General features: G+C 69.3%; 26 protein-coding genes. 11 read left to right on the top strand and 15 right to left on the bottom strand.

Annotation, left to right across the window (positions count from 1 at the left end):
• Window positions 1–203 precede the first annotated feature (203 nt).
• The 7 genes from AC1PK7_RS14265 to AC1PK7_RS14235 all read right to left on the bottom strand — a co-directional run bounded on the left by AC1PK7_RS14265 (window position 204) and on the right by AC1PK7_RS14235 (window position 6,527).
• A complete protein-coding gene (locus AC1PK7_RS14265) occupies window positions 204–536 on the bottom strand; it encodes a non-heme iron oxygenase ferredoxin subunit (RefSeq protein ID WP_017915885.1) in 333 nt (110 codons plus the stop codon).
• Window positions 533–1,069 (bottom strand): GNAT family N-acetyltransferase, encoded by a 537-nt coding sequence (locus tag AC1PK7_RS14260; protein WP_017915886.1) that lies wholly within the window; start codon window positions 1,067–1,069, stop codon window positions 533–535. The genes AC1PK7_RS14265 and AC1PK7_RS14260 overlap by 4 nt, the downstream gene beginning before the upstream one ends.
• Before the next feature lie 101 nt (window positions 1,070–1,170).
• A complete protein-coding gene (locus AC1PK7_RS14255; RefSeq protein ID WP_481098562.1) occupies window positions 1,171–2,421 on the bottom strand; it encodes a cysteine desulfurase in 1,251 nt (416 codons plus the stop codon).
• Window positions 2,418–3,680 (bottom strand): Fe-S cluster assembly protein SufD, encoded by a 1,263-nt coding sequence (gene sufD / locus AC1PK7_RS14250; protein ID WP_481098561.1) that lies wholly within the window; start codon window positions 3,678–3,680, stop codon window positions 2,418–2,420. Before sufD ends, AC1PK7_RS14255 begins: the two co-directional genes overlap by 4 nt.
• The gene (gene sufC / locus AC1PK7_RS14245; protein WP_209031706.1) at window positions 3,677–4,444 is read right to left on the bottom strand and encodes a Fe-S cluster assembly ATPase SufC; all 768 of its coding nucleotides are present in this window, start codon (window positions 4,442–4,444) and stop codon (window positions 3,677–3,679) included. The genes sufD and sufC overlap by 4 nt, the downstream gene beginning before the upstream one ends.
• Window positions 4,445–4,610: 166 nt before the next feature.
• Window positions 4,611–6,053 carry a Fe-S cluster assembly protein SufB gene (gene sufB, locus AC1PK7_RS14240; protein WP_420007399.1) on the bottom strand — a complete coding sequence of 481 codons (1,443 nt, stop codon included), beginning with the start codon at window positions 6,051–6,053 and terminating at the stop codon, window positions 4,611–4,613.
• 15 nt (window positions 6,054–6,068) lie between these two features.
• Complete coding sequence (locus AC1PK7_RS14235) at window positions 6,069–6,527, bottom strand: SUF system Fe-S cluster assembly regulator (protein WP_017913833.1); 459 nt, start codon at window positions 6,525–6,527, stop codon at window positions 6,069–6,071.
• A gap of 195 nt (window positions 6,528–6,722) precedes the next feature.
• Here AC1PK7_RS14235 and AC1PK7_RS14230 point away from each other — a divergent pair, with 195 nt between their 5' ends.
• Window positions 6,723–7,190: an SET domain-containing protein gene (locus AC1PK7_RS14230; protein WP_481098560.1), complete on the top strand. Its 468-nt coding sequence runs from the start codon at window positions 6,723–6,725 to the stop codon at window positions 7,188–7,190.
• 97 nt (window positions 7,191–7,287) lie between these two features.
• Window positions 7,288–7,833 (top strand): type 1 glutamine amidotransferase domain-containing protein, encoded by a 546-nt coding sequence (locus tag AC1PK7_RS14225; RefSeq protein ID WP_010342010.1) that lies wholly within the window; start codon window positions 7,288–7,290, stop codon window positions 7,831–7,833.
• A gap of 126 nt (window positions 7,834–7,959) precedes the next feature.
• Here the strand turns inward: AC1PK7_RS14225 and AC1PK7_RS14220 are convergent, their stop codons facing one another.
• The 5 genes from AC1PK7_RS14220 to AC1PK7_RS14200 all read right to left on the bottom strand — a co-directional run bounded on the left by AC1PK7_RS14220 (window position 7,960) and on the right by AC1PK7_RS14200 (window position 10,850).
• A complete protein-coding gene (locus tag AC1PK7_RS14220; RefSeq protein ID WP_481098559.1) occupies window positions 7,960–8,556 on the bottom strand; it encodes a DUF1439 domain-containing protein in 597 nt (198 codons plus the stop codon).
• Between the two features lie 90 nt (window positions 8,557–8,646).
• Complete coding sequence (locus tag AC1PK7_RS14215; protein WP_481098558.1) at window positions 8,647–8,946, bottom strand: DUF3861 family protein; 300 nt, start codon at window positions 8,944–8,946, stop codon at window positions 8,647–8,649.
• 94 nt (window positions 8,947–9,040) lie between these two features.
• On the bottom strand, window positions 9,041–9,607 hold the full coding sequence (locus AC1PK7_RS14210) for a M23 family metallopeptidase (RefSeq protein WP_481098557.1): 567 nt from the start codon (window positions 9,605–9,607) through the stop codon (window positions 9,041–9,043).
• A gap of 4 nt (window positions 9,608–9,611) precedes the next feature.
• A complete protein-coding gene (locus AC1PK7_RS14205) occupies window positions 9,612–10,307 on the bottom strand; it encodes a tellurite resistance TerB family protein (RefSeq protein WP_481098556.1) in 696 nt (231 codons plus the stop codon).
• Between the two features lie 144 nt (window positions 10,308–10,451).
• A complete protein-coding gene (locus tag AC1PK7_RS14200) occupies window positions 10,452–10,850 on the bottom strand; it encodes an HU family DNA-binding protein (RefSeq protein WP_026143706.1) in 399 nt (132 codons plus the stop codon).
• A gap of 288 nt (window positions 10,851–11,138) precedes the next feature.
• Here AC1PK7_RS14200 and AC1PK7_RS14195 point away from each other — a divergent pair, with 288 nt between their 5' ends.
• A complete protein-coding gene (locus AC1PK7_RS14195) occupies window positions 11,139–11,570 on the top strand; it encodes an OsmC family protein (protein WP_481098555.1) in 432 nt (143 codons plus the stop codon).
• A 226-nt stretch (window positions 11,571–11,796) separates the two neighbouring features.
• Entirely contained in the window at window positions 11,797–12,402 is a 606-nt protein-coding gene (locus AC1PK7_RS14190; RefSeq protein WP_010342001.1) for a glycine zipper 2TM domain-containing protein, read from the top strand.
• A 97-nt stretch (window positions 12,403–12,499) separates the two neighbouring features.
• Here the strand turns inward: AC1PK7_RS14190 and AC1PK7_RS14185 are convergent, their stop codons facing one another.
• Both AC1PK7_RS14185 and AC1PK7_RS14180 read right to left on the bottom strand, forming a co-directional pair.
• Entirely contained in the window at window positions 12,500–13,378 is an 879-nt protein-coding gene (locus AC1PK7_RS14185) for a PhzF family phenazine biosynthesis protein (protein ID WP_481098554.1), read from the bottom strand.
• Window positions 13,379–13,588: 210 nt separating this feature from the next.
• On the bottom strand, window positions 13,589–13,924 hold the full coding sequence (locus AC1PK7_RS14180; protein WP_481098553.1) for a PhzF family phenazine biosynthesis protein: 336 nt from the start codon (window positions 13,922–13,924) through the stop codon (window positions 13,589–13,591).
• Window positions 13,925–13,961: 37 nt separating this feature from the next.
• Between AC1PK7_RS14180 and AC1PK7_RS14175 the strand changes: the two genes are divergently transcribed.
• The 5 genes from AC1PK7_RS14175 (at window position 13,962) to AC1PK7_RS14155 (ending at window position 20,638) form a co-directional block, all read left to right on the top strand.
• A complete protein-coding gene (locus AC1PK7_RS14175) occupies window positions 13,962–16,571 on the top strand; it encodes a bifunctional aspartate kinase/diaminopimelate decarboxylase (protein ID WP_481098552.1) in 2,610 nt (869 codons plus the stop codon).
• A complete protein-coding gene (locus AC1PK7_RS14170; RefSeq protein WP_420007389.1) occupies window positions 16,555–17,007 on the top strand; it encodes a hypothetical protein in 453 nt (150 codons plus the stop codon). Before AC1PK7_RS14175 ends, AC1PK7_RS14170 begins: the two co-directional genes overlap by 17 nt.
• Complete coding sequence (gene murL / locus AC1PK7_RS14165; protein ID WP_010341995.1) at window positions 17,004–18,359, top strand: UDP-N-acetyl-alpha-D-muramoyl-L-alanyl-L-glutamate epimerase; 1,356 nt, start codon at window positions 17,004–17,006, stop codon at window positions 18,357–18,359. The genes AC1PK7_RS14170 and murL overlap by 4 nt, the downstream gene beginning before the upstream one ends.
• Complete coding sequence (murD, locus tag AC1PK7_RS14160) at window positions 18,340–19,755, top strand: UDP-N-acetylmuramoyl-L-alanine--D-glutamate ligase (protein WP_481098551.1); 1,416 nt, start codon at window positions 18,340–18,342, stop codon at window positions 19,753–19,755. The genes murL and murD overlap by 20 nt, the downstream gene beginning before the upstream one ends.
• Window positions 19,756–19,834: 79 nt before the next feature.
• Window positions 19,835–20,638: a dienelactone hydrolase family protein gene (locus AC1PK7_RS14155; RefSeq protein ID WP_481098550.1), complete on the top strand. Its 804-nt coding sequence runs from the start codon at window positions 19,835–19,837 to the stop codon at window positions 20,636–20,638.
• Between the two features lie 269 nt (window positions 20,639–20,907).
• Here the strand turns inward: AC1PK7_RS14155 and AC1PK7_RS14150 are convergent, their stop codons facing one another.
• Window positions 20,908–21,906 (bottom strand): polyprenyl synthetase family protein, encoded by a 999-nt coding sequence (locus AC1PK7_RS14150; RefSeq protein ID WP_481098549.1) that lies wholly within the window; start codon window positions 21,904–21,906, stop codon window positions 20,908–20,910.
• A 281-nt stretch (window positions 21,907–22,187) separates the two neighbouring features.
• Between AC1PK7_RS14150 and AC1PK7_RS14145 the strand changes: the two genes are divergently transcribed.
• Window positions 22,188–22,712 carry a single-stranded DNA-binding protein gene (locus tag AC1PK7_RS14145; protein ID WP_010341990.1) on the top strand — a complete coding sequence of 175 codons (525 nt, stop codon included), beginning with the start codon at window positions 22,188–22,190 and terminating at the stop codon, window positions 22,710–22,712.
• Between the two features lie 806 nt (window positions 22,713–23,518).
• Window positions 23,519–24,415, top strand: coding sequence for a hydroxypyruvate isomerase family protein (locus AC1PK7_RS14140; protein WP_481098548.1), 897 nt, complete (start codon window positions 23,519–23,521; stop codon window positions 24,413–24,415).
• Window positions 24,416–24,425 lie beyond the last annotated feature (10 nt).

Genomic DNA, 24,425 nt, shown 5'->3' with positions numbered 1-24,425 from the left:
ACTTCAATGACAATTGAGACGCAGAACGTAATTTGTCTACAGACATAGCGGCACGCTGCCGCTAGATCTTTAGCGACTCCAAGTGCTTGAAGGGGCTTGAGTTTGGTGGGCGCGCAGGAGCAATGAGGCGACAGGCGCATGCTGTCCGGCGGCGAAGCACGCCGCGGCACAACCGTATTGGGATAGGGGCGCGCGCCGCGCGCTCAGCCGCGGTCGTCGCGGGTCCACAGCCCGCCGTGTTCGGACTTCACCGGAAACTTCGGCACCGGGCCGTAGGCCGGCGCGCACAGGGCGCGGCCGTCTCGCACGTCGAAGCGGGCGCCGTGCAGCACGCACTCGATGCTGCCGGCAGCAGGGTCGAAGGTGCCGGGGGACAGCTCGTAGTCCTCGTGGCTGCAGCGGTCTTCCAGCGCATAGAACTGGCCGTCGAAGTTGAACACCACGATCGGCGTATCGGTCACCTCGTCCCACACCGTCTTCATTTCGCCCGGCAGCAGTTCGCCGTCGGCGCAGACGAAGGTCCAGGTCTCGCTCATGCGGCACCGCCCAGCGGCTTCTCCAGCACCTCGAAGCGCAGGTCTTCGCGCTTGGGCAGGCCGAAGCGCGCGTCGCCGTACGGAAACGGCTTCTTGATGCCGGTGCGACGATAGCCGCGGCGCTCGTAGAAGGCGATGAGTTCCTCGCGCAGGTCGATCACCGTCATCCGCATCAGCGGCAACCGCCATTCCTGCCAGGCGATGCGCTCGGCCTCGGCCAGCACGGTCTTGCCCAGGCCGCCGCCCTGCGCCTGCGGCTGCACCGAGAACATGCCGAAATAGCCGGCGCCGTCCTCGTCGGCGACATGCGCGCAGGCGATCAGCTCGCCATCGCGCTCGGCCAGCAACACCAGACTGCGCGGACGCAGGATGTCGGCGCGCAGCACCTCGCGGTCGATGCGGTTGCCGTCGAGCAGGTCGGCTTCGGTGGTCCAGCCGACGCGGCTGCTGTCGCCGCGATAGGCCGAGGTGACCAGCGCGGCGATGGCGTCGAGATCGTCGACGGTGGCGGTGCGGAAGGTGAGCGTGTGCATGGGCCGATTTTAAGCCTGGCGGCCGGGATTCGGGAGTGGGGATTGGGGATTAGCGAAGGCGGCACTTTACGAATCCCCAATCCCGAATGCCCAATCCCCGCTCAAACCAACAGCGCCCGCACCTTCCGCAACGCCGCCACGAAACGCTCGATCTCGGCATGCGTGTTGTAGAACGCCAGCGAGGCGCGGCAGGTGGCGGCGACGCCGTAGAACTGCAGCAGCGGATGCGCGCAGTGCTGGCCGGAACGCACCGCCACGCCTTCCAGGTCGAGCAGGGTGGCCAGGTCGTGGGCATGCGCGCCCTCGATCAGGAACGAGACCACCGCGGCCTTGCCCGGTGCGGTGCCGAACAGGCGCAGGCCGTCGATCCGCTGCAGCTCCTCGGTGAGGTGCGCGAGCAGTTCGGCCTCGCGCGCTTCCACGTGCTGCAGCCCGATCCCCTGCAGATAGTCCACCGCCGCGCCGAGGCCGACGAAGCCGGCGATGTTCGGGGTGCCGGCCTCGAACTTGTGCGGCGGGTCGTTGAACACGGTGCCGTCGAAGCTGACTTCCTTGATCATCTCGCCTCCGCCCAGGAACGGCGGCATCGCCTGCAGGTGTTCGCGCCGCGCCCACAGCGCGCCGGTGCCGGTCGGGCCGCACATCTTGTGGCCGGTGATGGCGTAGAAGTCGCAGCCGATCGCGGCCACGTCCAGCGGACGGTGCGGCGCGGCCTGCGAGCCGTCGATGACGCTGACGATGCCGCGCTTGCGCGCCTCGCGGCAGATCTCGCGGACCGGGTTGACCGTGCCCAGCACGTTGGAGACGTGCGCCAGGGCCAGCAGCTTGACGTCGGTGGTCATCGCCGCGCGCAGCGCGTCCAGGTCGAGCGCGCCGTCGGCGGTGATCTCGGCGACCTTGACCGTCGCGCCGGTGCGCTGCGCGACCAGTTGCCAGGGCACGATGTTGGCGTGGTGCTCCATGCGCGACACCAGGATGGTGTCGCCGGCGCGCAGTCGCGGCAGCGCCCACGAATACGCCACCAGGTTCAGCGCGAAGGTGGCTCCGCTGCACAGCACCAGTTCGTCGGCGCGCACGTTGAGGAAGCGGGCGAGCCGGGTCCGCGCACCCTCGTAGGCCTCGGTGGCCTCGGTGCCGAGTGCGTGCACCGCGCGGCTGACGTTGGCATTGTGGCGGCGGTAGAAGGCGTCGGTCGCCGCGATCACCTGCAGCGGCTTCTGCCCGGTGTTGGCGTTGTCGAAGTACACCAGCGGCTTGCCGTGCACTTCCCGCATCAACAGCGGGAAGTCGCGGCGGACCGCGTCCCAGTCCGGCGCCTGCGGCGTGGCGGTGTGCGCGGCGGGCCCGTTCATGCTACGCCTGCGGCGCTGAGCGCCCGCTCCAGCCGCGCCAACAGGCCTTCGCTCAGTGCCGGCTCCAGCGCACGCAGCGGCTCGCGGCAGAACGCGGCGGTCAGCAGTTGCTGCGCGCGTTCCTGCGGCAGGCCGCGCGAGCGCAGGTAGAACAGCGCATTGGCATCGAGCTGGCCGACGGTGGCGCCGTGCGCGGCCTTGACCTCGTCGGCATCGATCACCAGCACCGGCTGGGTGTCGATCTCGGCGTCGGCGGACAGCAGCAGGTTCTTGTTCGACAGCGCCGCGTCGGTGCCGTCGGCACCGTGGCGGATCTGGATGCCGCCATGGAAGGCCACGCGGCTGCGCCCGGTGGCGACGCCGCGCCACAGCAGTTCGCAGGCGGTGTCGCGGGCGATGTGCTCGATGCCCAGGCGGGTGTCGAGCTGGCGCCGGCCGTTGCCGAGCAGCACGCCATTGGCGACCAGCCGGGCATTGTCGCCTTCCAGGCGCACGTTGAGTTCGTGCCGGGCCAGCGCGCCGCCCAGTTCCAGGTCCACGCGCCGGTACTGCGCGTCGCGCGCCAGCACCGCATCGGTGCGCAGCAGCGCGGTGACACCGGCCGCCTCGTCCTGCACGCGGGCGTGGGTCAGTTGCGCGCCGGCGGCCAGGTGCACGTGCGCCAGGCTGTTGCTCAGGTGCGCGGCGTCGCCGGCATGCAGGTGATGCTCGACCAGCGCCAGCGTCGCGTCCTGGCGCAGTTCGATCAGGTGGCGATGGTGCCAGGCCAGGTCGGCCTCGGCGGCGGTGGAGACGAACACCAGGTGCAGCGGTTGCTCCACCCGCACGCCGGTATCCACGCGCAGCACGCAGCCTTCGTCGGCGAGCGCGGCGTTGAGTTGTGCGAACACCTCGTCGCTGCGCTCGAAGCGGCGGCCGAGGAAGCGCATCGCGTCGTCGCCGCTGCGCAGGATGGTCGACAGGCGCTGCAGTTCCACCCCGGCCGGCAGGCCGGTCAGGTCCGACAGCGCATCGCTGGCGCGGCCGTTGACGAACACCAGGCGCGGCGCCGGGATGCCGTCGAGCAGCGCGGCGTTCACCGCCGGTGCGGTCTGCGGCGCCGGGGCGAAGCTGCGCCGTTCCAACGCGCGCAGCGACGTGTACTTCCAGGCTTCGCTGCGCGTGCCCGGCAGGCCGTCGCGCAGCGCCTGCTCCAGCGGTGCGCGGCGCGCGCCATCGCCGTGGAACGCGGCGGCCAGCGAGTCGAGCAGGGCACTCATTGCACTGCCGCCTCGGGCGCCACGCGCTCCTTCAGCCAGGCATAACCGTGCGCTTCCAGTTCCAGCGCCAGTTCGGGGCCGCCGGTCTGCACGATGCGGCCGTCGGCCAGCACATGCACCACGTCCGGCTTGATGTAGTCGAGCAGGCGCTGGTAGTGGGTGATCACCACGAACGCGCGCTCCGGCGAGCGCAGCGCGTTGACGCCTTCGGCCACGGTCTTGAGCGCGTCGATGTCCAGGCCGCTGTCGGTCTCGTCGAGGATCGCCAGCTTGGGTTCCAGCACCGCCAGCTGGAAGATCTCGTTGCGCTTCTTCTCGCCGCCGGAGAAGCCTTCGTTGACACCGCGATGCAGCAGTTCGTCCTTCAGGTGCAGCACCGCCAGCTTCTGCCGGACCAGCTTGAGGAACTGCATCGAATCCAGCTCGGCTTCGCCGCGCGCCTTGCGCTGCGCATTGAGCGCGGCGCGCAGGAAATAGGTGTTGTTCACGCCGGGGATTTCCACCGGGTACTGGAAGGCCAGGAACAGGCCGGCAGCGGCGCGCTCCTCCGGTTCCAGTTCGAGCAGGTCGGCATCGTCGAAGCGCACGCTGCCGTCGGTCACGGTGTAGCCGTCGCGGCCGGCCAGCACGTTGCCCAAGGTGGACTTGCCGGCGCCGTTGGGACCCATGATGGCGTGCACTTCGCCGGGCTTCACCTGCAGCGACAGGCCCTTGAGGATGTCTTTGCCGGCGACGGAGGCGTGGAGGTTTTCTATGGTGAGCATGAGATGGTCCGTCAGAATTCTTGATTTAGCCCCTCTCCCACCGGGAGAGGGGTTGGGGTGAGGGTGCGGTGCGAAGCATCTCGCGGGGTTTGGGTGCGCGAGGCTTCGCACGTACCCTCATCCGGCGCTTCGCGCCACCTTCTCCCGACGGGAGAAGGGAAGGGCGCTAGCCCACCGAGCCTTCCAGCGACACTTCCAGCAGCTTCTTGGCTTCCACCGCGAACTCCATCGGCAGTTCGCGGAACACCTGCTTGCAGAAGCCGTCGACGATCATCGACACCGCGTTTTCCTGGTCGATCCCGCGGGCACGACAGTAGAACAACTGGTCGTCGCTGATCTTGGAGGTGGTGGCCTCGTGCTCGACCGTGGCGGTGGGGTGGCGCACCTCGATGTACGGGAAGGTGTGCGCGCCGCACTGCTTGCCGATCAGCAGCGAGTCGCACTGGGTGTAGTTGCGCGCGCCCTCGGCGCTGCGCTCCACCTTGACCAGGCCGCGGTAGGTGTTCTGCCCGCGGCCGGCGCTGATGCCCTTGCTGACGATCTTGCTCTTGGTGCGCTTGCCGACGTGGATCATCTTGGTGCCGGTGTCGGCCTGCTGGCGATGATGGGTCAGCGCCACCGAGTGGAATTCGCCCACCGAGTCGTCGCCCAGCAGCACGCACGAGGGGTACTTCCAGGTGATCGCCGAGCCGGTCTCGACCTGGGTCCAGGTGATCTTGCTGCGCGCGCCGCGGCATTCGCCGCGCTTGGTCACGAAGTTGTAGATGCCGCCGCGGCCTTCCTCGTCGCCCGGGTACCAGTTCTGCACGGTGGAGTACTTGATCTCCGCGTCTTCCAGCGCCACCAGCTCGACCACCGCCGCGTGCAGCTGGTTCTCGTCGCGCATCGGCGCGGTGCAGCCTTCCAGGTAGGACACGTAGGCCTTGTCCTCGCACACGATCAGGGTGCGCTCGAACTGGCCGGTGTGGCCGGCGTTGATGCGGAAATAGGTGCTCAGTTCCATCGGGCAGCGCACGCCCTTGGGGATGAACACGAAGCTGCCGTCGGAGAACACCGCCGAGTTGAGTGCGGCGAAGAAGTTGTCGCCGACCGGCACCACGCTGCCCAGGTACTGCTTGACCAGTTCCGGGTGTTCCTTGATCGCCTCGGACATCGAGCAGAAGATCACGCCCTTCTCGGCCAGTTCCTTGCGGAAGGTGGTGCCGACCGAAACCGAGTCGAACACCGCGTCCACCGCCACGCCGGCGAGCTTGGCGCGCTCGTGCAGCGGCACGCCGAGCTTGTCGTAGGTGTCCAGCAGCTCCTTCGGCACCTCGTCCAGCGAGGCGTACTTCGGGCCCTTGGGGGCGGAGTAGTAGCTCAGCGCCTGGAAGTCGATCGGCGCGATGTCCAGCTTGGCCCAGTGCGGCATCGGCATCTTCAGCCAGTGCCGGTAGGCGGCCAGGCGCCATTCGGTCATCCATTCCGGCTCGTCCTTCTTCACGGACAGGGCGCGCACGACGTCCTCGTTCAGTCCGGGCAGGAACGAATCGGATTCGATGTCGGTGACGAAGCCGGCGTCGTAGCGACGTCCCAGCCGTTCCAGGATTTCAGCGTTTTCGGTGGCCATGGGGCTGCCTACAGGTCAGGTGGTCGCGAACCGCACGGCGATGGGACGCCGTTTCGGATCGCCGGAGGGGGGGAGGGGATGGAGCATCTGCGCCAGGGTCACGCCGCGCAGCGCGTCGGCGACCACGTCGTTGATCAGCCGCCAGTTGGAACGCACGCCGCAGGTCTGGGCGATGCTGCACTGGCTGCCGTGGTGGCTGCATTCGGTGATCGCCAGCGGGCCTTCCATCGCCTCGACGATCTGGATCAGGGTGATGGCGTCGGCCGGACGCGCCAGCCGATAGCCGCCGCGCACGCCGCGCAGGCCCTCGACCAAGCCGGCCTGGGCCAGCGGCTTGAGCAGCTTGCTGACCGTGGGCGGCTCCAGCCCGGCCTGTTCGGCCAGTTCGGTCGCGCTCAACACTTCGTTCGGACGCGCGGCGAGCACGGTCAGCACGACGGTGGCGTAATCGGTGAGCTTGGTGACGCGGAGCATGGCGACGCGGTGGGAATTCAATGCGGACCGAAATTGTACGCTTTTGCGCCGCAGCGTCCAACTGGGCCATTCATCTCTTATTTCGATCGGTACGATCGGTCCGGAGTGGTGACTCGGTCGGCGGGCCGGCATGCGCGGGCTTGGGATCGCGGGCGATGTGCGCCAGAATCTAGGCTTTCCTGTCCGGATCGCCGCATGCCCCGCAAGATCGCCGCCCGCAAGTCCCGTATCCATGGCAACGGCGTGTTCGCCGTGCTGCCGCTCAAGAAAGGCGAGCGGGTCATCGAGTACAAGGGCCGCCGCCGCCGCCACGCCGAGGTCGACCGCGACGAGGCCGGCGACGTCGAGACCGGGCACACCTTCCTGTTCACCCTCAGCGACGACTACGTGATCGACGCCAACTACGAGGGCAACGACGCGCGCTGGATCAACCACAGCTGCGCACCGAACTGCGAGGCGGTGATCGTCGAGGCCGAAGGCGATGACCGCCGCAAGGACAAGGTGGTGATCGAGGCGCTGCGCGACATCAAGCCCGGCGAGGAACTCACCTACAACTACGGCATCACTTTGGCCGAACGGCACACGCCGCGGCTGAAGAAGATCTGGGAATGCCGCTGCGGCGCCAGGAACTGCACCGGCACCATGCTGCAGCCCAAGCGCTGAGGTCGCGTCCAGCCGTGCACGCCGCGCCGACGCGCGGTTCACGGCACTGCCACCGGCGCGTTTCTACGGTGGGACTCCCCTACTCGAGGAGTGTCCCATGAGCGCGATGCCTTCCCTTGCCGGCAAGCAGGTGGCTGTCCTGGCCACCGACGGTTTCGAACAGTCGGAACTGCAGGAACCCAAGCGCCTGCTGGAATCCTGGGGCGCCCAGGTCGACGTGATCGCGCCGGGCGACGCGAGCAGCATCCGCGGCTGGAACAAGAAGGACTGGGGCGACAGCGTGCCGGTGGACAAGCGCCTGCAGCAGGCCCAGGCCGGCGACTACGACGCGCTGGTGCTGCCGGGCGGCGTCATCAACCCGGACAACCTGCGCACCGAGCCGACGGCGATCGCCTTCATCCAGTCGTTCGCCAGCGCCGGCAAGCCGGTGGCGGCGATCTGCCATGGCCCGTGGCTGCTGGCCGAGAGCGGGCTGGTGCGCGACCGCCAAGTGACCTCGTGGCCGTCGCTGAAGACCGACCTGTCCAATGCCGGTGGACGCTGGGAGGATCAGGAGGTGGTGGTGGACGGCAACCTGATCACCAGCCGCAAGCCGGACGACATCCCGGCGTTCGCGCAGGCGGTGGCCAAGGCGCTGGGCTGAGTCATCGGCGGCGACACGACAGCACCGCGTTGCAGCGAGCGCGAACGGTGGATAACAGAACGGCGGCCTCGGCCGCCGTTTCTGCATTCGCGTTCGGGCAGACCGAGGTCGTGCCGCAGCGTGCGTCTACTGCCCCGGAAGCATGCCCGCCGGCACCAGCTTGCCGATGTCCTGGTTGAAGCGCACCACCAGCGCACCATTTTCCACGCCAGCCGACTGGATCTGCACATCGCCCAGCATCGCGGTCAGGCGCGGGTCGAGCTTGTAGATCGGCTCCTTGCGCGCGTAGTCCTCCAGCCAGGCATTGAGCAACTCGCGCGTATTGGCGTCGAGCTTGCCGCCGTTGGCGGCCGGGCGGAAATCGTCGATGGTCGGGGACTGCAGGTGGAAGCTCTGGCTCTGCTGGTCGTAGCGCAGCGCGCTGGTCAGCAGCACCTGGCCCAGCGGCGTCGCCGTGCCGCCGCCGGTGGCCATGCTCAGGTCGAACTGCATCTTCAGGCGGTCGCCCGGCGGCAGACTCAGCTTCGGATCGCGGACGGTCATCTTGATCAGCCCGCCCAGCGCCTTGTGCGTCTGCGGGAAGCTGCCGTCCAGGTAGTGCTGCACGTCGGCGGCGCCGACACTGACCTGGCGGCCCTGGATGGTCGGTTCGGCCTGAGCCTGAGTGGCGACGGCGAGCGCCAGCAGCGCGGCCGCGCGCAGGGTGAACTTGCGGAAGATCATCGGGAAGCCCTGGGCGAACGAGAGGAATTCACCATAACGGTGGCCGGTGAATGCGCGATTAGCGGAACCGGCGGCGCGCCGTGTCCTCGCTCAGGCCGCCGGCGGCGCCAGCCGCGCCAGCAGCGCGTCCAGCGCAGGCTGCAGCGGCGCCAGCAGTTCACGCGCCTCGCCGTCGCTGCGCTCGCCGAGGCCGCGCAGCAACTGCGTGCCGACGATCAGCGCGGCGCGCTCGTCGCCGCGCAGTCCGGGCTGGCGCTGTGCCGCCTCGAGCAGGCGCATCCAGTCCTGCCGACAGCGCGCCTCCAGTTCGATGGTGCAGCGGCCCTGGCAGGGCAGGCCGTCGTCCTGGATCGGGGTGACGGTGACGCGGTAGCGTTGGGAGGCGGTCATGGCAGTGGCGCACGCGGGGTGTGCTTCCAAGATAGGCGCGCGCGAGCGGCACCACGAGCCTGTCGCTCGCGACGCTCTGTTCCAGTGCGTCCGTTCAGCGTGCCGCGCGCAGCAGCGGCAGCGGATCGTAGGCGCCGCCTTCGGCGTAGACGCCATAGTGCAGGTGCGGCGGCGTGCCGCGCGCGTTGCCGCTGTCGCCCACCGCGCCGAGCGGGTCGCCCGGTTCCACCAGGTCGCCGACCTGCAGCCCGGGCGCCCACGTCTCCAGGTGCGCGTAATAGTGCCGCTGTCGGGCCGGGCCGAGCACCCAGACCTGGCGGCCGCCGAGGCCGCGGTCGGAGATGGCCACGACGATGCCGCGTGTCGCCGACACCACCGGCGTGCCGCGTCTGGCGAAGATGTCCACGCCGGCGTGTTGGCGGTCGCGCCCGCGCGGCGCGCCGAAGGTGGCGGCCACGCGCCGCGGATCCACGCCTTCGACCGGCATGTGCAGGACCGTCGGCGCCGGCGCGCGCGCCAACTCCCAGCCGACGCGCAGGCGCTGCGCCCATGGATGCCGCCAGGCCCAGGCCGCGGCCACCGCCAGTGCGGCCAGCAAGGCCGCGCGCAGTAGTTCGCGGCGCAGGCGCTGCGCTGGCGAAAGCGTGGGCGCCGCGGCCATGCGCTCAGCCCGCGTGCAGGGCGGCCGCCTGTTCCTGCAGGCGCTGCTTCAATGCGTCCTCGATGCCGAGCTGTCGTGCCAGTTCGTCCAGGTAGCTGCGCTCCATGAAGCTCTGTTCGTCGGCGGCGAGCAGGCTGGCCAGATACATTTCCGCGGCCATCTCCGGTGTGGTCGATGCGCGCGCCACCTCGGCCGGATCCAGCGGCTTTTCCAGTTCCGCATGCAGCCACTGCTGCACGTCGGCATCGTTGCCGTGGAGGCGGGCGAATTCGCCTTCGATCAGCGTCCGCTCGCGCTCGTCCAGGTGGCCGTCGGCCTTGGCCGCGCCGACCAGTGCGCGCAGCACCGCCTGGCTGTGCTGTTCCACTTCCAGCGGCGGCAGCCGGTCCAGCGTCTGCGGTTCGGGCGCGGCGGCGCCGAGTTGCTGGCGCCGGTAGTCGCCATAGGCGCGATAGGCCATCAGCCCCAGCGCGGCCAGTCCGCCATACGTCGCCAGCTTGCGCGTGGTGCGATGCTTGCCGAGCAGCAGGCCGAGCGCGCCACCGCTGAGGGCTCCCTTGCCGAAGTCGGCGTTGAGCAGGCCGCCCAGGCCGCCGGCGCCGGTTTGTGCCGGCGCCGCGGCGCCGGTCTTGCCCATCGCCTGGCCGGCGGCGCCCTGCGCCGATTGCAGCAGTTGGTCGAGAAAGCCCTGTAGTTTCATGCACGCGATCCTGTCGAAGGGAAGCACCGGTATAGCGGCCGCAGCCTTAGCAGGCCGTCAACCCGGGCGCGCAGGCCGCGCAAAAAAAAACGAGACGGCCGGGGCCGTCTCGTCGGTGTGCTTGCCTGGATCAGGCGACGCTGCTCAGAGCGCGGCGTCCTTGAGCTTCTTCAGCGGGCGCACCTTGAGCTTGGTGGTGGCCGGCTTGGCAGCGAACCACTGCTCTTCCTTGGTGAACGGGTTGATGCCCTTGCGCTTCGGCTTGGCCGGCACGCTGACGGCGGTGATCTTCAGCAGGCCCGGCAGGGTGAACGAGCCAGCGCCCTTCTTGCTGACCGAACCGGCCACGGCGTGCTCCAGCGAGGCCATCACGGCGCGCACGTCCTTGGCGATCACGCCGCTGGTCTCGGCGATGTGGGCCACGAGCGCGGACTTGCTCAGCACGTCCTTGATCGGCTTGGGAGCGGCCGGCTTGGCGGCGGCCTTGGTCGCTACCTTCTTCACTGCCTTCTTCGGGGCAGCCTTTTTTGCGGTCTTTGCCATGATGTCCTGATTCCGTATTTGGTGGTTTGGGTCGCGCCGACCCCGTCGGCATGGCGAAATGTAGGGCATGTGCTACGCCGCGCCAATAGGCCGGAAGCAAAAAAACGCGAATATTCGCCGCGACTGGCGTCTTTTTCGCCGACGACGGCACCGGCGCGGGCACTTCCGTGGCGAGATGGCCGGGCCTTTCCGCTGTGCGCGTGCCCATTGCCGCGGCCGCGCAGAAGCACAAGCCCGTAACGCCGCCTCCCCTATGGTCCGCGCTCCACTCACCGACAGGAGCCTCGCATGGGCATTTCGCGTCACGCCACCGCGCACTGGGAAGGCGATCTCAAGACCGGCCAGGGCCGGTTGAACACGCCGCAGAGCGGCCTGCTGGAGAACACGCGCTATGCGTTCAACAGCCGTTTCGGCGAAGAGAAGGGCACCAATCCCGAGGAGCTGATCGCCGCCGCGCACGCCGGGTGCTTCACCATGGCACTGTCGGCCAAGCTGACGGAGGCCGGCTTTCCGCCGACCGCGCTGGACACCCGCGCCGACGTCGACCTGTCGATGGAAGGCGGGCCGCAGCTCTCGCAGATCCGCCTGAAGGTCAAGGCGGTGGTGCCGAACATCGAGGCCGCGCGCTTCCGCGAACTGGCCGACGACGCCAAGCAGAACTGCCCGGTGTCCAAGGCGCTGAGCGCGGTGCCGATCAGCCTGGAAGCAGAGCTGGCCTGAACCCGGCGCGGTCCGGCGGCATGCCGGGCCGCGCGTGTTGCGGCGCACCGACACGGTGTCGCCGCGGGGCGGCCATGCACATCGCTGCCGTACCGACTGCACGCATGGGCCGCCCGATGCTGTCGCGCCACTAAATGTAAGCGGCGCAACCGTCCCTATTCAGTCTGGTTTCACCGCCTCGGATCGAGCATGCAGTCGCGCGATCCACGCGCTTGGAACCATCGCCATGAACAAGCTCTCGACCCGTCTGTTGACCGCTGCGCTCGCTGTCGGCGTCATCGGCTCCGCCGCCGCGCAGGATTACGGTTACACCCGCTACGACGACTATCGCGACCGTGGGTATGCGTCCGGCACCTACGAATATGCGCGCGTGGTGCGCGCCGATCCGATCATGGTGCAGGTCAACGGCCCGCGCGAGACCACCGAGCGCTGCTACGACCGCCCGGCGTCCGGCAGCTACGCCAGCGACTACGGCTACCGCGGCACCGATGGCGGCCGGACCGCCTCGTCGGTGGTCGGCGGCATCGCCGGTGCGGTGCTCGGCAGCCGCGTCGGCGGCGGCAATGGCCGCTTCGTCGGCACTGCCGTCGGCACCATGCTCGGCAGCCTGGCCGGCCGCTCGATCTACGACACCAATGCCCGCGCCTATGGCGGCGGCTACGGTGGCGGCGTGGTCCGCGAATGCGAGCCGGTGTCCTATCGGACCGAACGCTACGACCGCGTCGACGGCTACGACGTGACCTACGAATACGGCGGCCGCTACTACCACACCCGCACCGCCTCGCCTCCGGGCGACCGCATCCGCGTCCGCGTCGACGTGCTGCCCGACTGACTATTGCTCGACTAAACCACAGGGCGCCTCCTTGCGAGGCGCCCTTTGTTTTGCGCGTCCGTCGGCACCTGCGATGCGAGGTGCCGGCGACCTTCGATCAGGGCCAGTCGATGTGGCCTTCGATCACCGTCTGTACCTGGCCGCCGGACCACACCTCGCCAGTCTCGTCCACGTGCAGCGTCAGCAGCGCGTCGTGGCCGACTTCGCGGCCCTGGCTGGCGACGTAGCGGCCGCCGTTGCCGGGCAGGGCCTTGCTGTGATCCAGCCACGCCGCCAGCACCGCATTGGCCGCACCGGAGGCGGCGTCCTCGAAGCGCCGGCCGTTGCCGACGAAGGCGCGCACGGCCACTGCATAGGCCTGGCCGCTGGCGCGGGCGTAGGCGAACACGCCCATGCTGGCGGTGCTTTCGGCCAGGGCGGCGATCGCGTCCCAGTCCGGTGCTAATGCGCGCAATGCGGCTTCGTCGGCCACCTCGACCAGCCACCAGCAGCGGCCGCCGTCCATGCGCACCGGCGGCAGCGCGCCCAGCGGCCAGCCGCGCAGTGCCGCCTGCAGGCGCGCATCTGCGGCATCGGCGATCTCGGCCACCTGCGCGCGCGGGGTGCGGATGGCGATGCTGCGTACTCCAGCATCCACATCGACGCGCAGCGGCAGCAGGCCGGCGATGCCGTCCTGCATCAGCACGCCGTCCCGCGGCGTGGCGATGCCGGCTTGCAGTGCGACGTGCGCAGTGCCGACGCTGGGGTGGCCGGCGAACGGCACCTCTTTTTGCGGGCTGAACATGCGCAGGCCGTAGCTGGCGTCCGGGCGCGTCGGCGCGAACACGAAGGTGGTTTCCGGCAGGCGCGTCCAGCGTGCGATGGCCTGCATCGTGGCGGCGTCCAATCCATCGGCATCGAGCACCACGGCCAAGGGATTGCCGTTGCCGGCGCGGGCGGAAAAGACATCGACCTGGAAGAAGCGGCGTGCGGCCATGGCGGGAAACTCCGGACGGCGGTGGGGGAGGCCGGAGCTTACCAAGCGATCTTGTCGGCGATCACCGCTTGCACCCGGTTGCCGGTTCATCCCTCAGTGGCTGCGGCACGGTGTCGCGGCGCGGTGCGCGCGGACTGCGTCCCCAGGCGTGGCGACCGTCTGCGTGGGTACCGATCCGCACCGGCAGCAGACCGGCATCGCACTGCTGGATCAGCACGCCGTCGCGGGGCGTGGCCAGGTCGAGTTCGACGGCCGCCCAGGCCGCACCGACGCTGGGGTGGCCTGCGAACGGCAGTTCGCCCTGGGGTTGAAGATGCGGATGCGGTCGTCCGCGCCCGCGTCCGGCGGCAGGAAGGACACCGTCTCCGACAGGTTCGGCCAGATCGCCAGGCGCTGCATGCGCGGGGCGCCCAGGTCGGCGGCATCGAGGACTGCGCACAGTGGAGCACCCACCCCAGGCTGGCGGAAAAGACGCCCGGTTGCGGCTGGCGGCGCGCGCTCATCCGCGCTCCGTTGGCAGTAGAATCGGGGGTTCCGCTCGAGCATTCGGGCGTTTTCCCCACATTTCAGACACCCCCACTCCATGTCAGCTTCCTCTCCTGTCGATCGCTGGATCGTCCTCAAGTTCGGCGGCACTTCGGTGTCGCGTCGTCATCGCTGGGACACGATTGGACGGCTGGCGAAAAAACGCGCGGAGGAGACCGGCGCGCGGGTGCTGGTGGTGGTGTCGGCCTTGTCCGGGGTCACCAACGAGCTGACCGCGATCGCCGACGGCAGCGCCGACAGCGCGCAACGTGTGGCCGCGCTGGAGCAGCGCCACCGCGACTTCCTGGCCGAACTGGATCTGGACGCCGAGGCGGTGCTGGGCGAACGCCTGGCGGCACTGCGCGGCCTGCTCGACGATCCGCGCGCGGCCGAGCGCACGCTGGACTGGCAGGCCGAGGTGCTGGGGCAGGGCGAACTGCTGTCCTCCACCCTCGGCGCCGCCTACCTGCGCGCCAACGGCCTGGACATGGGCTGGATGGATGCGCGGCAGTGGCTGGACGCGCTGCCGCCGCAGCCGAACCAGAGCGCCTGGTCGCGGCGCCTGTCGGTGTCGTGCCAGTGGCAGTCCGATCCGCAGTGGCGGGCGCGCTTTGTCGCCCAGCCCACGCGCATGCTGATCACCCAGGGCTTCATCGCCCGGCACGAGGACGGCGGCACCGCCATCCTCGGCCGCGGTGGCTCGGACACCTCGGCGGCGTATTTCGGCGCGCTGCTCGGCGCTAGCCGGGTCGAGATCTGGACCGACGTGCCCGGCATGTTCAGCGCCAATCCGCGCGAAGTGCCGGATGCACGCCTGCTGACCCGCCTGGACTACTACGAGGCGCAGGAAATCGCCACCACCGGCGCCAAGGTGCTGCACCCGCGTTCGATCAAGCCGTGCCGCGACGGCGGTGTGCCGATGGCGATCCTGGACACCGAGCGCCCAGAGCTGCCCGGCACCAGCATCGACGGCAACGCCCGCACCGTGCCCGGGGTCAAGGCGATCAGCCGCCGCAACGGCATCGTGCTGGTGTCGATGGAAGGCATCGGCATGTGGCAGCAGGTCGGCTTCCTGGCCGACGTGTTCGCGCTGTTCAAGAAGCACGGGCTGTCGGTGGACCTGATCGGTTCGGCCGAGACCAACGTCACCGTGTCGCTGGACCCGAGCGAGAACCTGGTCAACACCGACGTGCTGGCCGCGCTGTCGGCCGACCTGGCGGAGATCTGCCGGGTCAAGATCATCGTGCCGTGCGCGGCGATCACCCTGGTCGGGCGCGGTATGCGCTCGTTGCTGCACAAGCTCTCGGACGTGTGGGCCACGTTCGGCAAGGAGCGCGTGCACATGATCTCGCAGTCGTCCAACGACCTGAACCTGACCTTCGTCATCGACGAGACCGACGCCGACGGACTGCTGCCGATCCTGCACGCCGAGCTGATCGACAGCGGCGCGATGCCGGTGGAGGAGACCGAGGTGTTCGGCCCGCGCTGGCGCGAGATCGCCGGCACGGTGCGGCCGCGGCCGGTGCCGTGGTGGCAGGGCGAGCGCGCGCATCTGCTGCGCCTGGCCGAGGCCGGCACGCCGCGCTACGTCTACCACCTGCCGACCCTGCGCGAACGCGCGCGCGCGCTCAAGGCGATCGCCGCGGTGGACCAGCGCTACTACGCGATCAAGGCCAACGCGCATCCGGCGATCCTGCAGACCCTGGTCGAGGAGGGCTTCGGCCTGGAGTGCGTCTCGCACGGCGAACTGCGCCGGGTGTTCGAGATCGTGCCGGAGCTGTCGCCGCGGCGGGTGCTGTTCACCCCCAGCTTCGCGCCCCGCGCCGAGTACGAAGCTGCGTTCGCGCTGGGCGTGACCGTGACCGTGGACAACGTCGAGGCGCTGCAGCGCTGGCCGGAGCTGTTCCGCGGCCGCAGCCTGTGGCTGCGCATCGACCTGGGCCATGGCGACGGCCACCACGAAAAGGTCAACACCGGCGGCAAGGCCTCCAAGTTCGGCCTGTCGGCGACCCGCGTCGACGAGTTCGTCGAGGCCGCGCGCGCGCTGGACATCCGCATCGTCGGCCTGCACGCGCACCTGGGCAGTGGCGTGGAGACGGCGCAGCACTGGCGGCGCATGTGCGACGAGCTGGCCGGCTTCGCGCGGCGCATCGGCAGCGTCGAGATCATCGACATCGGCGGCGGCCTGCCGATCCCGTACAGCGCCGACGACGAACCGTTCGACCTGGACACCTTCGCCCAAGGCCTGGCCGAGGCCAAGGCGGTGCACCCGGCGTTCCGCCTGGCGATCGAACCGGGCCGCTATCTGGTCGCCGAATGCGGCGTGCTGCTGGCCCGCGCCACCCAGGTGATCGAGAAGGACGGCATCCGCCGGGTCGGCCTGGATGCCGGCATGAACACCTTGATCCGCCCGGCGCTGTACGACGCCTGGCACGACGTGGCGAACCTGAGCCGCCTGGAGCAGCCGGCCGAGACCGTGTTCGACGTGGTCGGGCCGATCTGCGAATCCAGCGACGTGTTCGGCAAGCGCCGGCGCCTGCCGGCGGGCACCGCGCCTGACGACGTGATGCTGATCGCCGATGCAGGTGCCTATGGCTACAGCATGGCCAGCACCTACAACCAGCGCGAGTTGCCCCGCGAGGAGGCGATCGATGCGCGCACGGACTGAGTTCGTTGCGGGCAGTGGCGCGGCCGGCGCGCTTGCGATGGTGGCTGCCACCGCGGTGGATCAGTCGGGTACGTCGCTGCCGTGGACCGACAGCCTGAAGTGGGCGTTGCCGGCGTTGGCCGCCGCTGCCATCGGCGCATGGCTGGCGGTGCGCTGGCAGCGCCGCGGGCCCGCGGCGAGCACCGGCGCGCTGGCCCTGCGCACCTCGCTCCTGGCCGCGTTGGCCTACCTGCCGGCGCTGGCGCTCTATGTGCTGGTCGCCGTCCTGGCCTCCGCCGCGTCGGTGCCGGCCGGGCAGCACTGGCAACTGCTGCTGATGGCCTTCGTGTTCGGCTGCCTGCCGCTGCTGTGGGCCGCCTTGCCGTTTTCGATGCTCGAATTTCTTCTGTGCCGCCGCTATCTGCGGCACACCCGTGTGCTTGCAGGACGTCCATGACCGCTTTCGACAAACAGCAGATCGCCACCTTCCGCTTCGTGCGCTGCGGCTTCGACGCCGACAGCGGCGTGGCGCGCCTGGTCTATGCGTTCGACGACGGCCCGGAGCTGGTGGAGACCATCACCGTGCCCGGCGCGCCGTTCGCGCTCGACCCGGCGCGTGCGCAGGCGGCGCAGCGCGCCCTGCGCCTGCTGCACCTGATCGCCGGCGTCAGCTACTACAAGGCGGCGGTGCCGCCGCGCATCGTCATCGACGACTACGCCATCGACGCCGAGACCGCGGCGCTGCTGGACAGCGTCTACCTGCATGGCCTGGGCGAGTTCGCCTATCGCAACGGCCTAGACCTGCGTGGGCGCATCCGCTTCCCGGCCGCGGAGGCCGACGCGGCCGACGCGGCGGCGCTGGGGCTGCGCGACCAGGCGTTGGTGGCGATCGGCGGCGGCAAGGATTCGCTGGTCAGCATCGAGGCCTTGCGCGCGGCCGGCGTGGCGCAGACGGTGACCTGGATCGGCGGCTCGCAGCTGATCCGCGCCTGCGCCGAGCGCACCGGCCTGCCGACCTTGAACATCGGCCGCACGCTTGCGCCGGAGCTGTTCGAGTTGAACCGGCAGGGCGCGTGGAATGGGCATATCCCGGTGACGGCGGTGAACTCGGCGATCCTGGTGTTCGCCGCGGTGCTGCACGACGCCGGCCAGGTCGTGTTCTCCAACGAGCACTCGGCCAGCTATGGCAGCCAGATCGCCGGCACCGGCGAGGTCAACCACCAGTGGTCCAAGGGCTGGGCCTTCGAGCAGGCGTTCGGTGAGCAGGTGCAGCGCTACGTGGCCGCGGACCTGCGCTACTACTCGTTGCTGCGGCCGCTGTCGGAACTGGCGGTGGCGCGGCAATTCGCCAAGACCGATCACTACGACGCGCATTTCTCCAGCTGCAACCGCAATTTCCACATCCTCGGCGAGCGTCCGGCGCACCGCTGGTGCGGGGTCTGCCCGAAGTGCCATTTCGTGTTCCTGGCGCTGGCGCCGTTCATGCCGAAGACGCGGCTGGTGCGGATCTTCGGCCGCAACCTGCTCGACGACGCCGGTCAGGCCGGCGGCTTCGATGCGCTGCTGGAGTTCCAGGACCACAAGCCGTTCGAGTGCGTCGGCGAAGGCCGCGAGTCGCGCGCGGCGATGGCGGCGCTGGCGGCGCGCGCGGAATGGAAGGAGGACGCGCTGGTGGCGCGCTTCATCCGCGAGATCCAGCCGCAGCTCGACCCCGCCGACCTGCGCGTGGAGCCGCTGCTGGAACTGGACGCGCAGCACCGCATCCCGGCCGACCTGTGGGAACGCGTGCGTGCGAATTTCGCAGCTTGAGTCGCAGCGCGTCGCGCTGTGGGGTTGGGGTCGCGAGGGCCGCGCGGCGTATGCGGCGGTGCGTGGGCGGGAATCGGGAGTTGTGCTGCCGCTGACGGTGTTCTGTTCGGCTGAGGAGGCCGCGGAGATCGCCGCGCTGCACGATCCTGCGTTGCATGTCGAGACCGAGGCCACTGCCGAGCGCCTGGCCGCGTTCGATGTGGTGATCAAGTCGCCTGGGATCAGTCCGTACCGGCCCGAGGCGCAGGCCGCCGCGGCGCGCGGTACGCGCTTCATCGGCGGCACCGCGCTGTGGTTCGCCGAGCACGCCGGCGCGGACGGGGTGGTGCCCGGCAGCGTCTGCGTCACCGGCACCAAGGGCAAGAGCACCACCACCGCGCTGCTGGCGCACCTGCTGCGCGCCGGCGGCCACCGCACCGGCCTGGTCGGCAACATCGGCGTGCCGCTGCTGGAGGTGCTGGCGCCGATGCCGCCGCCGCAGTATTGGGCGATCGAACTGTCCAGCTACCAGACCGGCGACGTGGCCCGCAGCGGCGCGCGGCCGCAGCTGGCGCTGGTGCTGAATCTGTTTCCCGAGCATCTGGACTGGCACGGCAGCCAGGCGCGCTACATCGCCGACAAGCTCGAGCTGGTCACCCATGCGCGGCCGCGCATCGCCCTGCTCAACGCCGCCGATCCGCAACTGGCCGCCCTGCAGCTGCCCGACAGCGAGGTGCGCTGGTTCAACCGCGAGGACGGCTGGCACATGCGCGGCGAGGTGGTCTATCGCGGCGACGCCGCGGTGTACGACAGCGCGCAGGCGCCGCTGCCGGGCCGGCACAACCGCGGCAACCTGTGCGCGGTGCTGGCCGCGATCGAGGCGCTGGGCCTGGATGCGGCGGCGCTGGCGCCGGCGGCCGATCGTTTCCGGCCGCTGCCGAACCGGCTGCAGGCCCTGGGCATGCGCGACGGCGTGACCTATGTGAACGACTCGATCAGCACCACCCCGCATGCCAGCCTCGCGGCGCTGGAGTGCTTCCGCGGGCGGCGCATCGTGCTGCTGCTGGGCGGTCACGACCGCGGCCTGGACTGGCAGGACTTCGCCGCGCACATGCGCGATGGCGGGGCACCGCTGGAGATCGTCACCCTGGGCGCCAACGGCCCGCGCATCCATGCGCTGCTGGCGCCGCTGGCTGCCGACGCCGGCTTCGGCCTGCATGCCGCGGCCGACCTGGCGGAGGCAGTGGCGCTGGCGCGCACGGCGCTGGGCGAGCAGGGCGGCGTGGTCCTGCTGTCGCCCGGCGCGCCCAGCTTCGGCGCCTACCGCGACTACGTGGCGCGCGGCCGCCATTTCGCCGCACTGGCCGGGTTCGACCCGGACGCGATCAGCGCCATTCCGGGGCTGGGCATCGCCTGAGCCGCGCCGCCTCGGCGCACACATCGCGCTGGCGGCGCCTTGCGTACACTCCCGCGCGGGTTCCCACGGGAGAAGGGCGATGCGCACACGTTCGATGATGCGGTGGACCGGGTTGCTCGGGCTGGCCTTGGCGCTGCCGCTGCCGGCCTGGGCGGCGATGCAGGCCAAACCGGTGGAGTGGCAGGTCGGCAAGGACAGCTTCAGCGGCGTGCTGGTCTACGACGATGCCGACCACGACAAGCGTCCGGGCCTGGTGATGGTGCCGAACTGGCGCGGCGTCAACGATTCCGCGGTGGAGAAGGCCAAGCGCCTGGCCGGCGACGACTACGTGGTGCTGGTGGCCGACGTCTACGGCAAGGGCAAGCGGCCGGCCAACGATACCGAGGCCGGGCAGTTCGCCGGTGCGCTGAAGAAGGACCCGGCCACGCTGCGCGCACGCGCGTTGGCGGCGGTGGCGGCGTTGAAGGCGCAGGCCGGCAAGGCGCCGCTGGACCCGGCCAAGATCGGCGCGGTCGGTTTCTGCTTCGGTGGTACCACAGTGCTGGAACTGGTCCGTGCCGGTGCGCCACTGGCCGGTGTGGTCAGCCTGCATGGCGGCTTGGCCACCGCGGCGCCCGCCGCCGCGGGCAGCGCCAAGACGCCGGTGCTGGTGCTCAACGGTGCCGACGACAAGAGCGTGAGCCGCGACGACATCGTTGCTTTCGAGCAGGAGATGAACCGCGCTGGCGCCGATTGGCAGTTCGTCAACTTCAGCGGTGCCGTGCACTGCTTCGCCGAAGCCGACGCCAACAGCCCGCCGGGCTGCCAGTACAACCCACGCGCCGCCAAGCGTGCCTATCGCATGCTCGAGGACTTCTTCGAGGAGCGGTTCGGACGGGAGTAGGGAGATGCCTCCGGGATTCGGGAGGTGCCTCGCGCTGCGCGCTTGGCGGGATTGGGGATTGGCAAAAGCGGTACATCGCGCTTTGCCAATTCCACTGTAACCAGACCCAAGGCATTTGCGCCGTTGACTTGGTCTGTGAGCCAGCAGTGCGTCGGATCTCAGACAAGCCGCTTTTAACGAATCCCGAATCCCGACTCCCTAATCCCTCTTTTTTCAACGAATCCCGAATCCCGACTCCCCAATCCCCCCGGCGCGCGCAGCGCGCCGGATCAATGCTTCCGCGACACCGCGTACCGCGCCAGCCCGCGCAGCGCGGCCACGGCCTCGTTCTCCGGCAGGCCGTCCAGGGCGCGCTCGGCGGCGGCGGCGTAGTCGGCCGCGCGGCGGCGGCTGTAGTCGATGCCGCCGCTGGCCTCGATCGCGGCCAGTACCTCCGGCATCGCGCTGGCGTCGCCCTGTTCGACGATCTGGCGCAGGCGCGCGCGGGTGGCGTCGTCGGCATGGGCCATGGCATGGATCAGCGGCAGCGTGGCCTTGCCCTCGGCCAGGTCGTCGCCCAGGTTCTTACCGAGGTCGGCGGCGTCGGCGGTGTAGTCGAGCACGTCGTCGGCGATCTGAAACGCGTAGCCCAACTGCATGCCGTAGTCGTACAGCCGCTCCTGCACGTCCTCGCTGGCGCCGGAGGCCAGCGCGCCAAGCCGGGTGCCGGCGGCGAACAGCACCGCGGTCTTGCGCTCGATCACGCGCAGGTAGGCGGCTTCGTCGGTGTCCGGGTTGTGCACGTGCAGCAGCTGCAGCACCTCGCCCTCGGCGATGCGGTTGGTGGTGTCGGCGAGCAGGCGCATCACCGCCATGCTGTCCAGCTCCACCATCAGCTGGAAGCTGCGCGAGTACAGGAAGTCGCCGACCAGCACGCTGGGCGCATTGCCCCACAGCGCGTTGGCGGTGCTGCGGCCGCGGCGCAGATCCGATTCGTCCACCACGTCGTCGTGCAGCAGGGTCGAGGTGTGGATGAATTCGATGATCGCCGCCAACTGGTGCTGCATCGGCCCACCGGCGCCGCAGGCGCGGCCGGCCAGCACCACCAGCATCGGCCGCAGGCGCTTGCCGCCGGCGGAGACGATGTGGTCGGCGATCTGGTTGATCAGCACGACGTCCGAGGCCAGGCGGCGACGGATCAGGGCGTCCACCTCGGCCATGTCCGGCGCGGCGAGCATCTGGATCTGGGGCAGGCCCAGGGCGGAGCTGGGGGATTCGGCGATGCTCATGCGGACAGGACTGGAAACGTGCGCAAAGTATAGGCTGCGCGGCCACATCCGTCCCGCGGTGGGGCGGCGCCGGGGCCCGAAGGCTTGCCCCAGTTGGCTTTGCAGCGCCCTGCGAGGCGCGCGCAGGCAGGATTCCGACAGGCCGATGCGGCGTTTTCCGGGGCGCCCGCGGGCGCCTGGCGCAGGCCGGCCAAGCCCGGCGATGTTAGGATTGCTTCCCGAAATCTTCTTTACCGCTCTGCGCGCCCCCGGCCCGCGGAGACCCCAGACGGAAGCAGCTCATGGCCCGCGGCATCAACAAAGTCATCCTCGTCGGCAACCTCGGCAACGATCCCGACACCAAGTACACCCAGGCCGGCATGGCCATCACCCGGATCAGCCTGGCCACCACCAGCGTGCGCAAGGACCGCGACGGCAACCAGCAGGAACGCACCGAGTGGCACCGCGTCGTTTTCTTCGGAAAGCTCGGTGAGATCGCCGGCGAGTACCTGCGCAAGGGCAGCTCGGTCTACGTCGAGGGCTCGATCCGCTACGACAAGTACACCGGCCAGGACGGCGTGGAGAAGTATTCCACCGACATCGTCGCCGACGAGATGCAGATGCTCGGCGGCCGCGGCGAGGGTGGTGGCGGCGGCATGGGCGGCGGCGACCGTCCGCAGCGCTCGGCACCGCCGCGCCAGGAGCGCTCCGGCATGGGCGGTGGTGGCGGTGGCGGCGGGCAGGATTACGCGCCGCGTCGGCAGCAGCCGGCCCCGCAGCAGTCCGCGCCGATGGACGACTTCGCGGACGACGATATTCCGTTCTGATTCTTGGTGGTTCTGCGATGCAGACAAGCCCCGGCAAGCCAGTGTGCCTGCCGGGGTTTTCTTTTTGCACGAGATGTTTTCCTTTCTGCCGGCCTGGGCGCTCTGTCCTGCGCGGAGAGGGTGTAAATGAGGGGCGATGGGCATCGGGGTGGCCCAAGCGTGCGTGCACGCGTCGAGTATCCCGCTGTTCTCGCCTTCGCTGAACCGGGTTGATCGCCGATCGTGGCTTCGCATGCCGTCGCCTCGCGCAACGCCTTGGCGCGGTGTCTCGTGCCGAATTCATGCTGTCGCTCGTGCAGGCCGGCGTGGCCGGATGGAGCAAGCGTCGTAGGAGCGGCTTTTAGCCGCGATGGCGTTCCCTGGAAGTCTGTCGCGGCTAAAGCCGCTCCTACGAAAAGCACATTGGCGGCGCTTGCCGCTACGCCACGATCCGCGCTCAATGAATGCGTGTGGCAGTGTGCTAGGGATGTCCTGAGACGCCCAGGCGAATCCGCCATCCCAGCCACCTTGCAGGCAGTCGAATGCCATGGGAGTGCGGTTTCACCGGCTTGTCGCCACGCTTCGCTGCGTGACGATGTCACGCGCGTGTCAGCCAGCTCTTCGCTGCATATCTGCTCGGCCACCTCATCGTGCAACGCCGGGCTCCATCCTCGTCACGCGGCGATCGATGCGCCAGTTGTTGTGCTCTGCAGCATGGGTTTTCGTGCACCGCGTCTTGCAAAAAACTCATTTCCTCCCGTATGGTTCAATCGATTGAATCGCGGCGATTCGTCAGCGTTTGAACCGGTTGGGAGGCCGGAAGGTGGATGTCTATCCATTCGATCGGACCGGCGCCGGCCTTGGGGTTCACGCGGCGCGAGGCGCTGCGCATGGCGGTCGCCGGGAGCCTTGGCCTGGGGGCAGTGGGCATGTTGCCGGCACTCGCTGCCGCCACACCGCTCAAGGGCAACCTGAAGCAGTCCGTCGCCCGCTGGACGTTTCCGCAGCTGTCGGTCGCCCAGCTTTGCCAGGTGGTGAAGGGCCTCGGGTTTGCCGCCATCGATCTGGTAGGGCCGGCGGATTGGCCCACGCTGAAGGCGCATGGCGTGTACAGCGCGATGTGCAACGGCGCGGAACTCGGCCTGGACAAGGGCTTCGCCGGCCGCCAGTTCCACGATGCACTGGTCGAGCGCTACACGCGGCACATCGACTTGGTGGCCGATGCCGGCCATCGCAACCTCATCTGTTTTTCCGGCAATCGGAACGGCATGGATCCGCAGGAAGGCATGGCCAATGCCGAAGCCGGGCTCAAGCGCATCCTCGGCCATGCCGAGAAGCGCGATGTCGTGCTGGTGATGGAGCTGCTGAACTCCAAGGTCGATCATCACGACTATCTGTGCGATCACTCGGCCTGGGGCGTGGAGCTGTGCCAGCGGATCGGTTCGGACCATTTCGGCCTGCTGTACGACATCTACCACATGCAGATCATGGAGGGCGACATCATCGCCACCATCGGCAAGCATCACGCGTGCTTCAAGCATTACCACACCGCCGGCGTTCCGGGCCGGCACGAGATCGGGGACGCTCAGGAGCTCCACTATCCCGCCATCTGTCGCGCGATCCGCGACACCGGTTTCGATGGTTATCTGGCCCAGGAATTCGTTCCCACGGCGCCGGATCCCGTCGGCTCGCTGCGCGAGGCGATCCGCCTCTGCGACGTCTGAAACGCTATCC

This window comes from Xanthomonas sp. NCPPB 3174 (genome assembly GCF_056725205.1).
The sequence above is the reverse complement of the archived record's forward strand: the minus strand, read 5'-3'. Positions and strand labels throughout refer to the sequence as shown.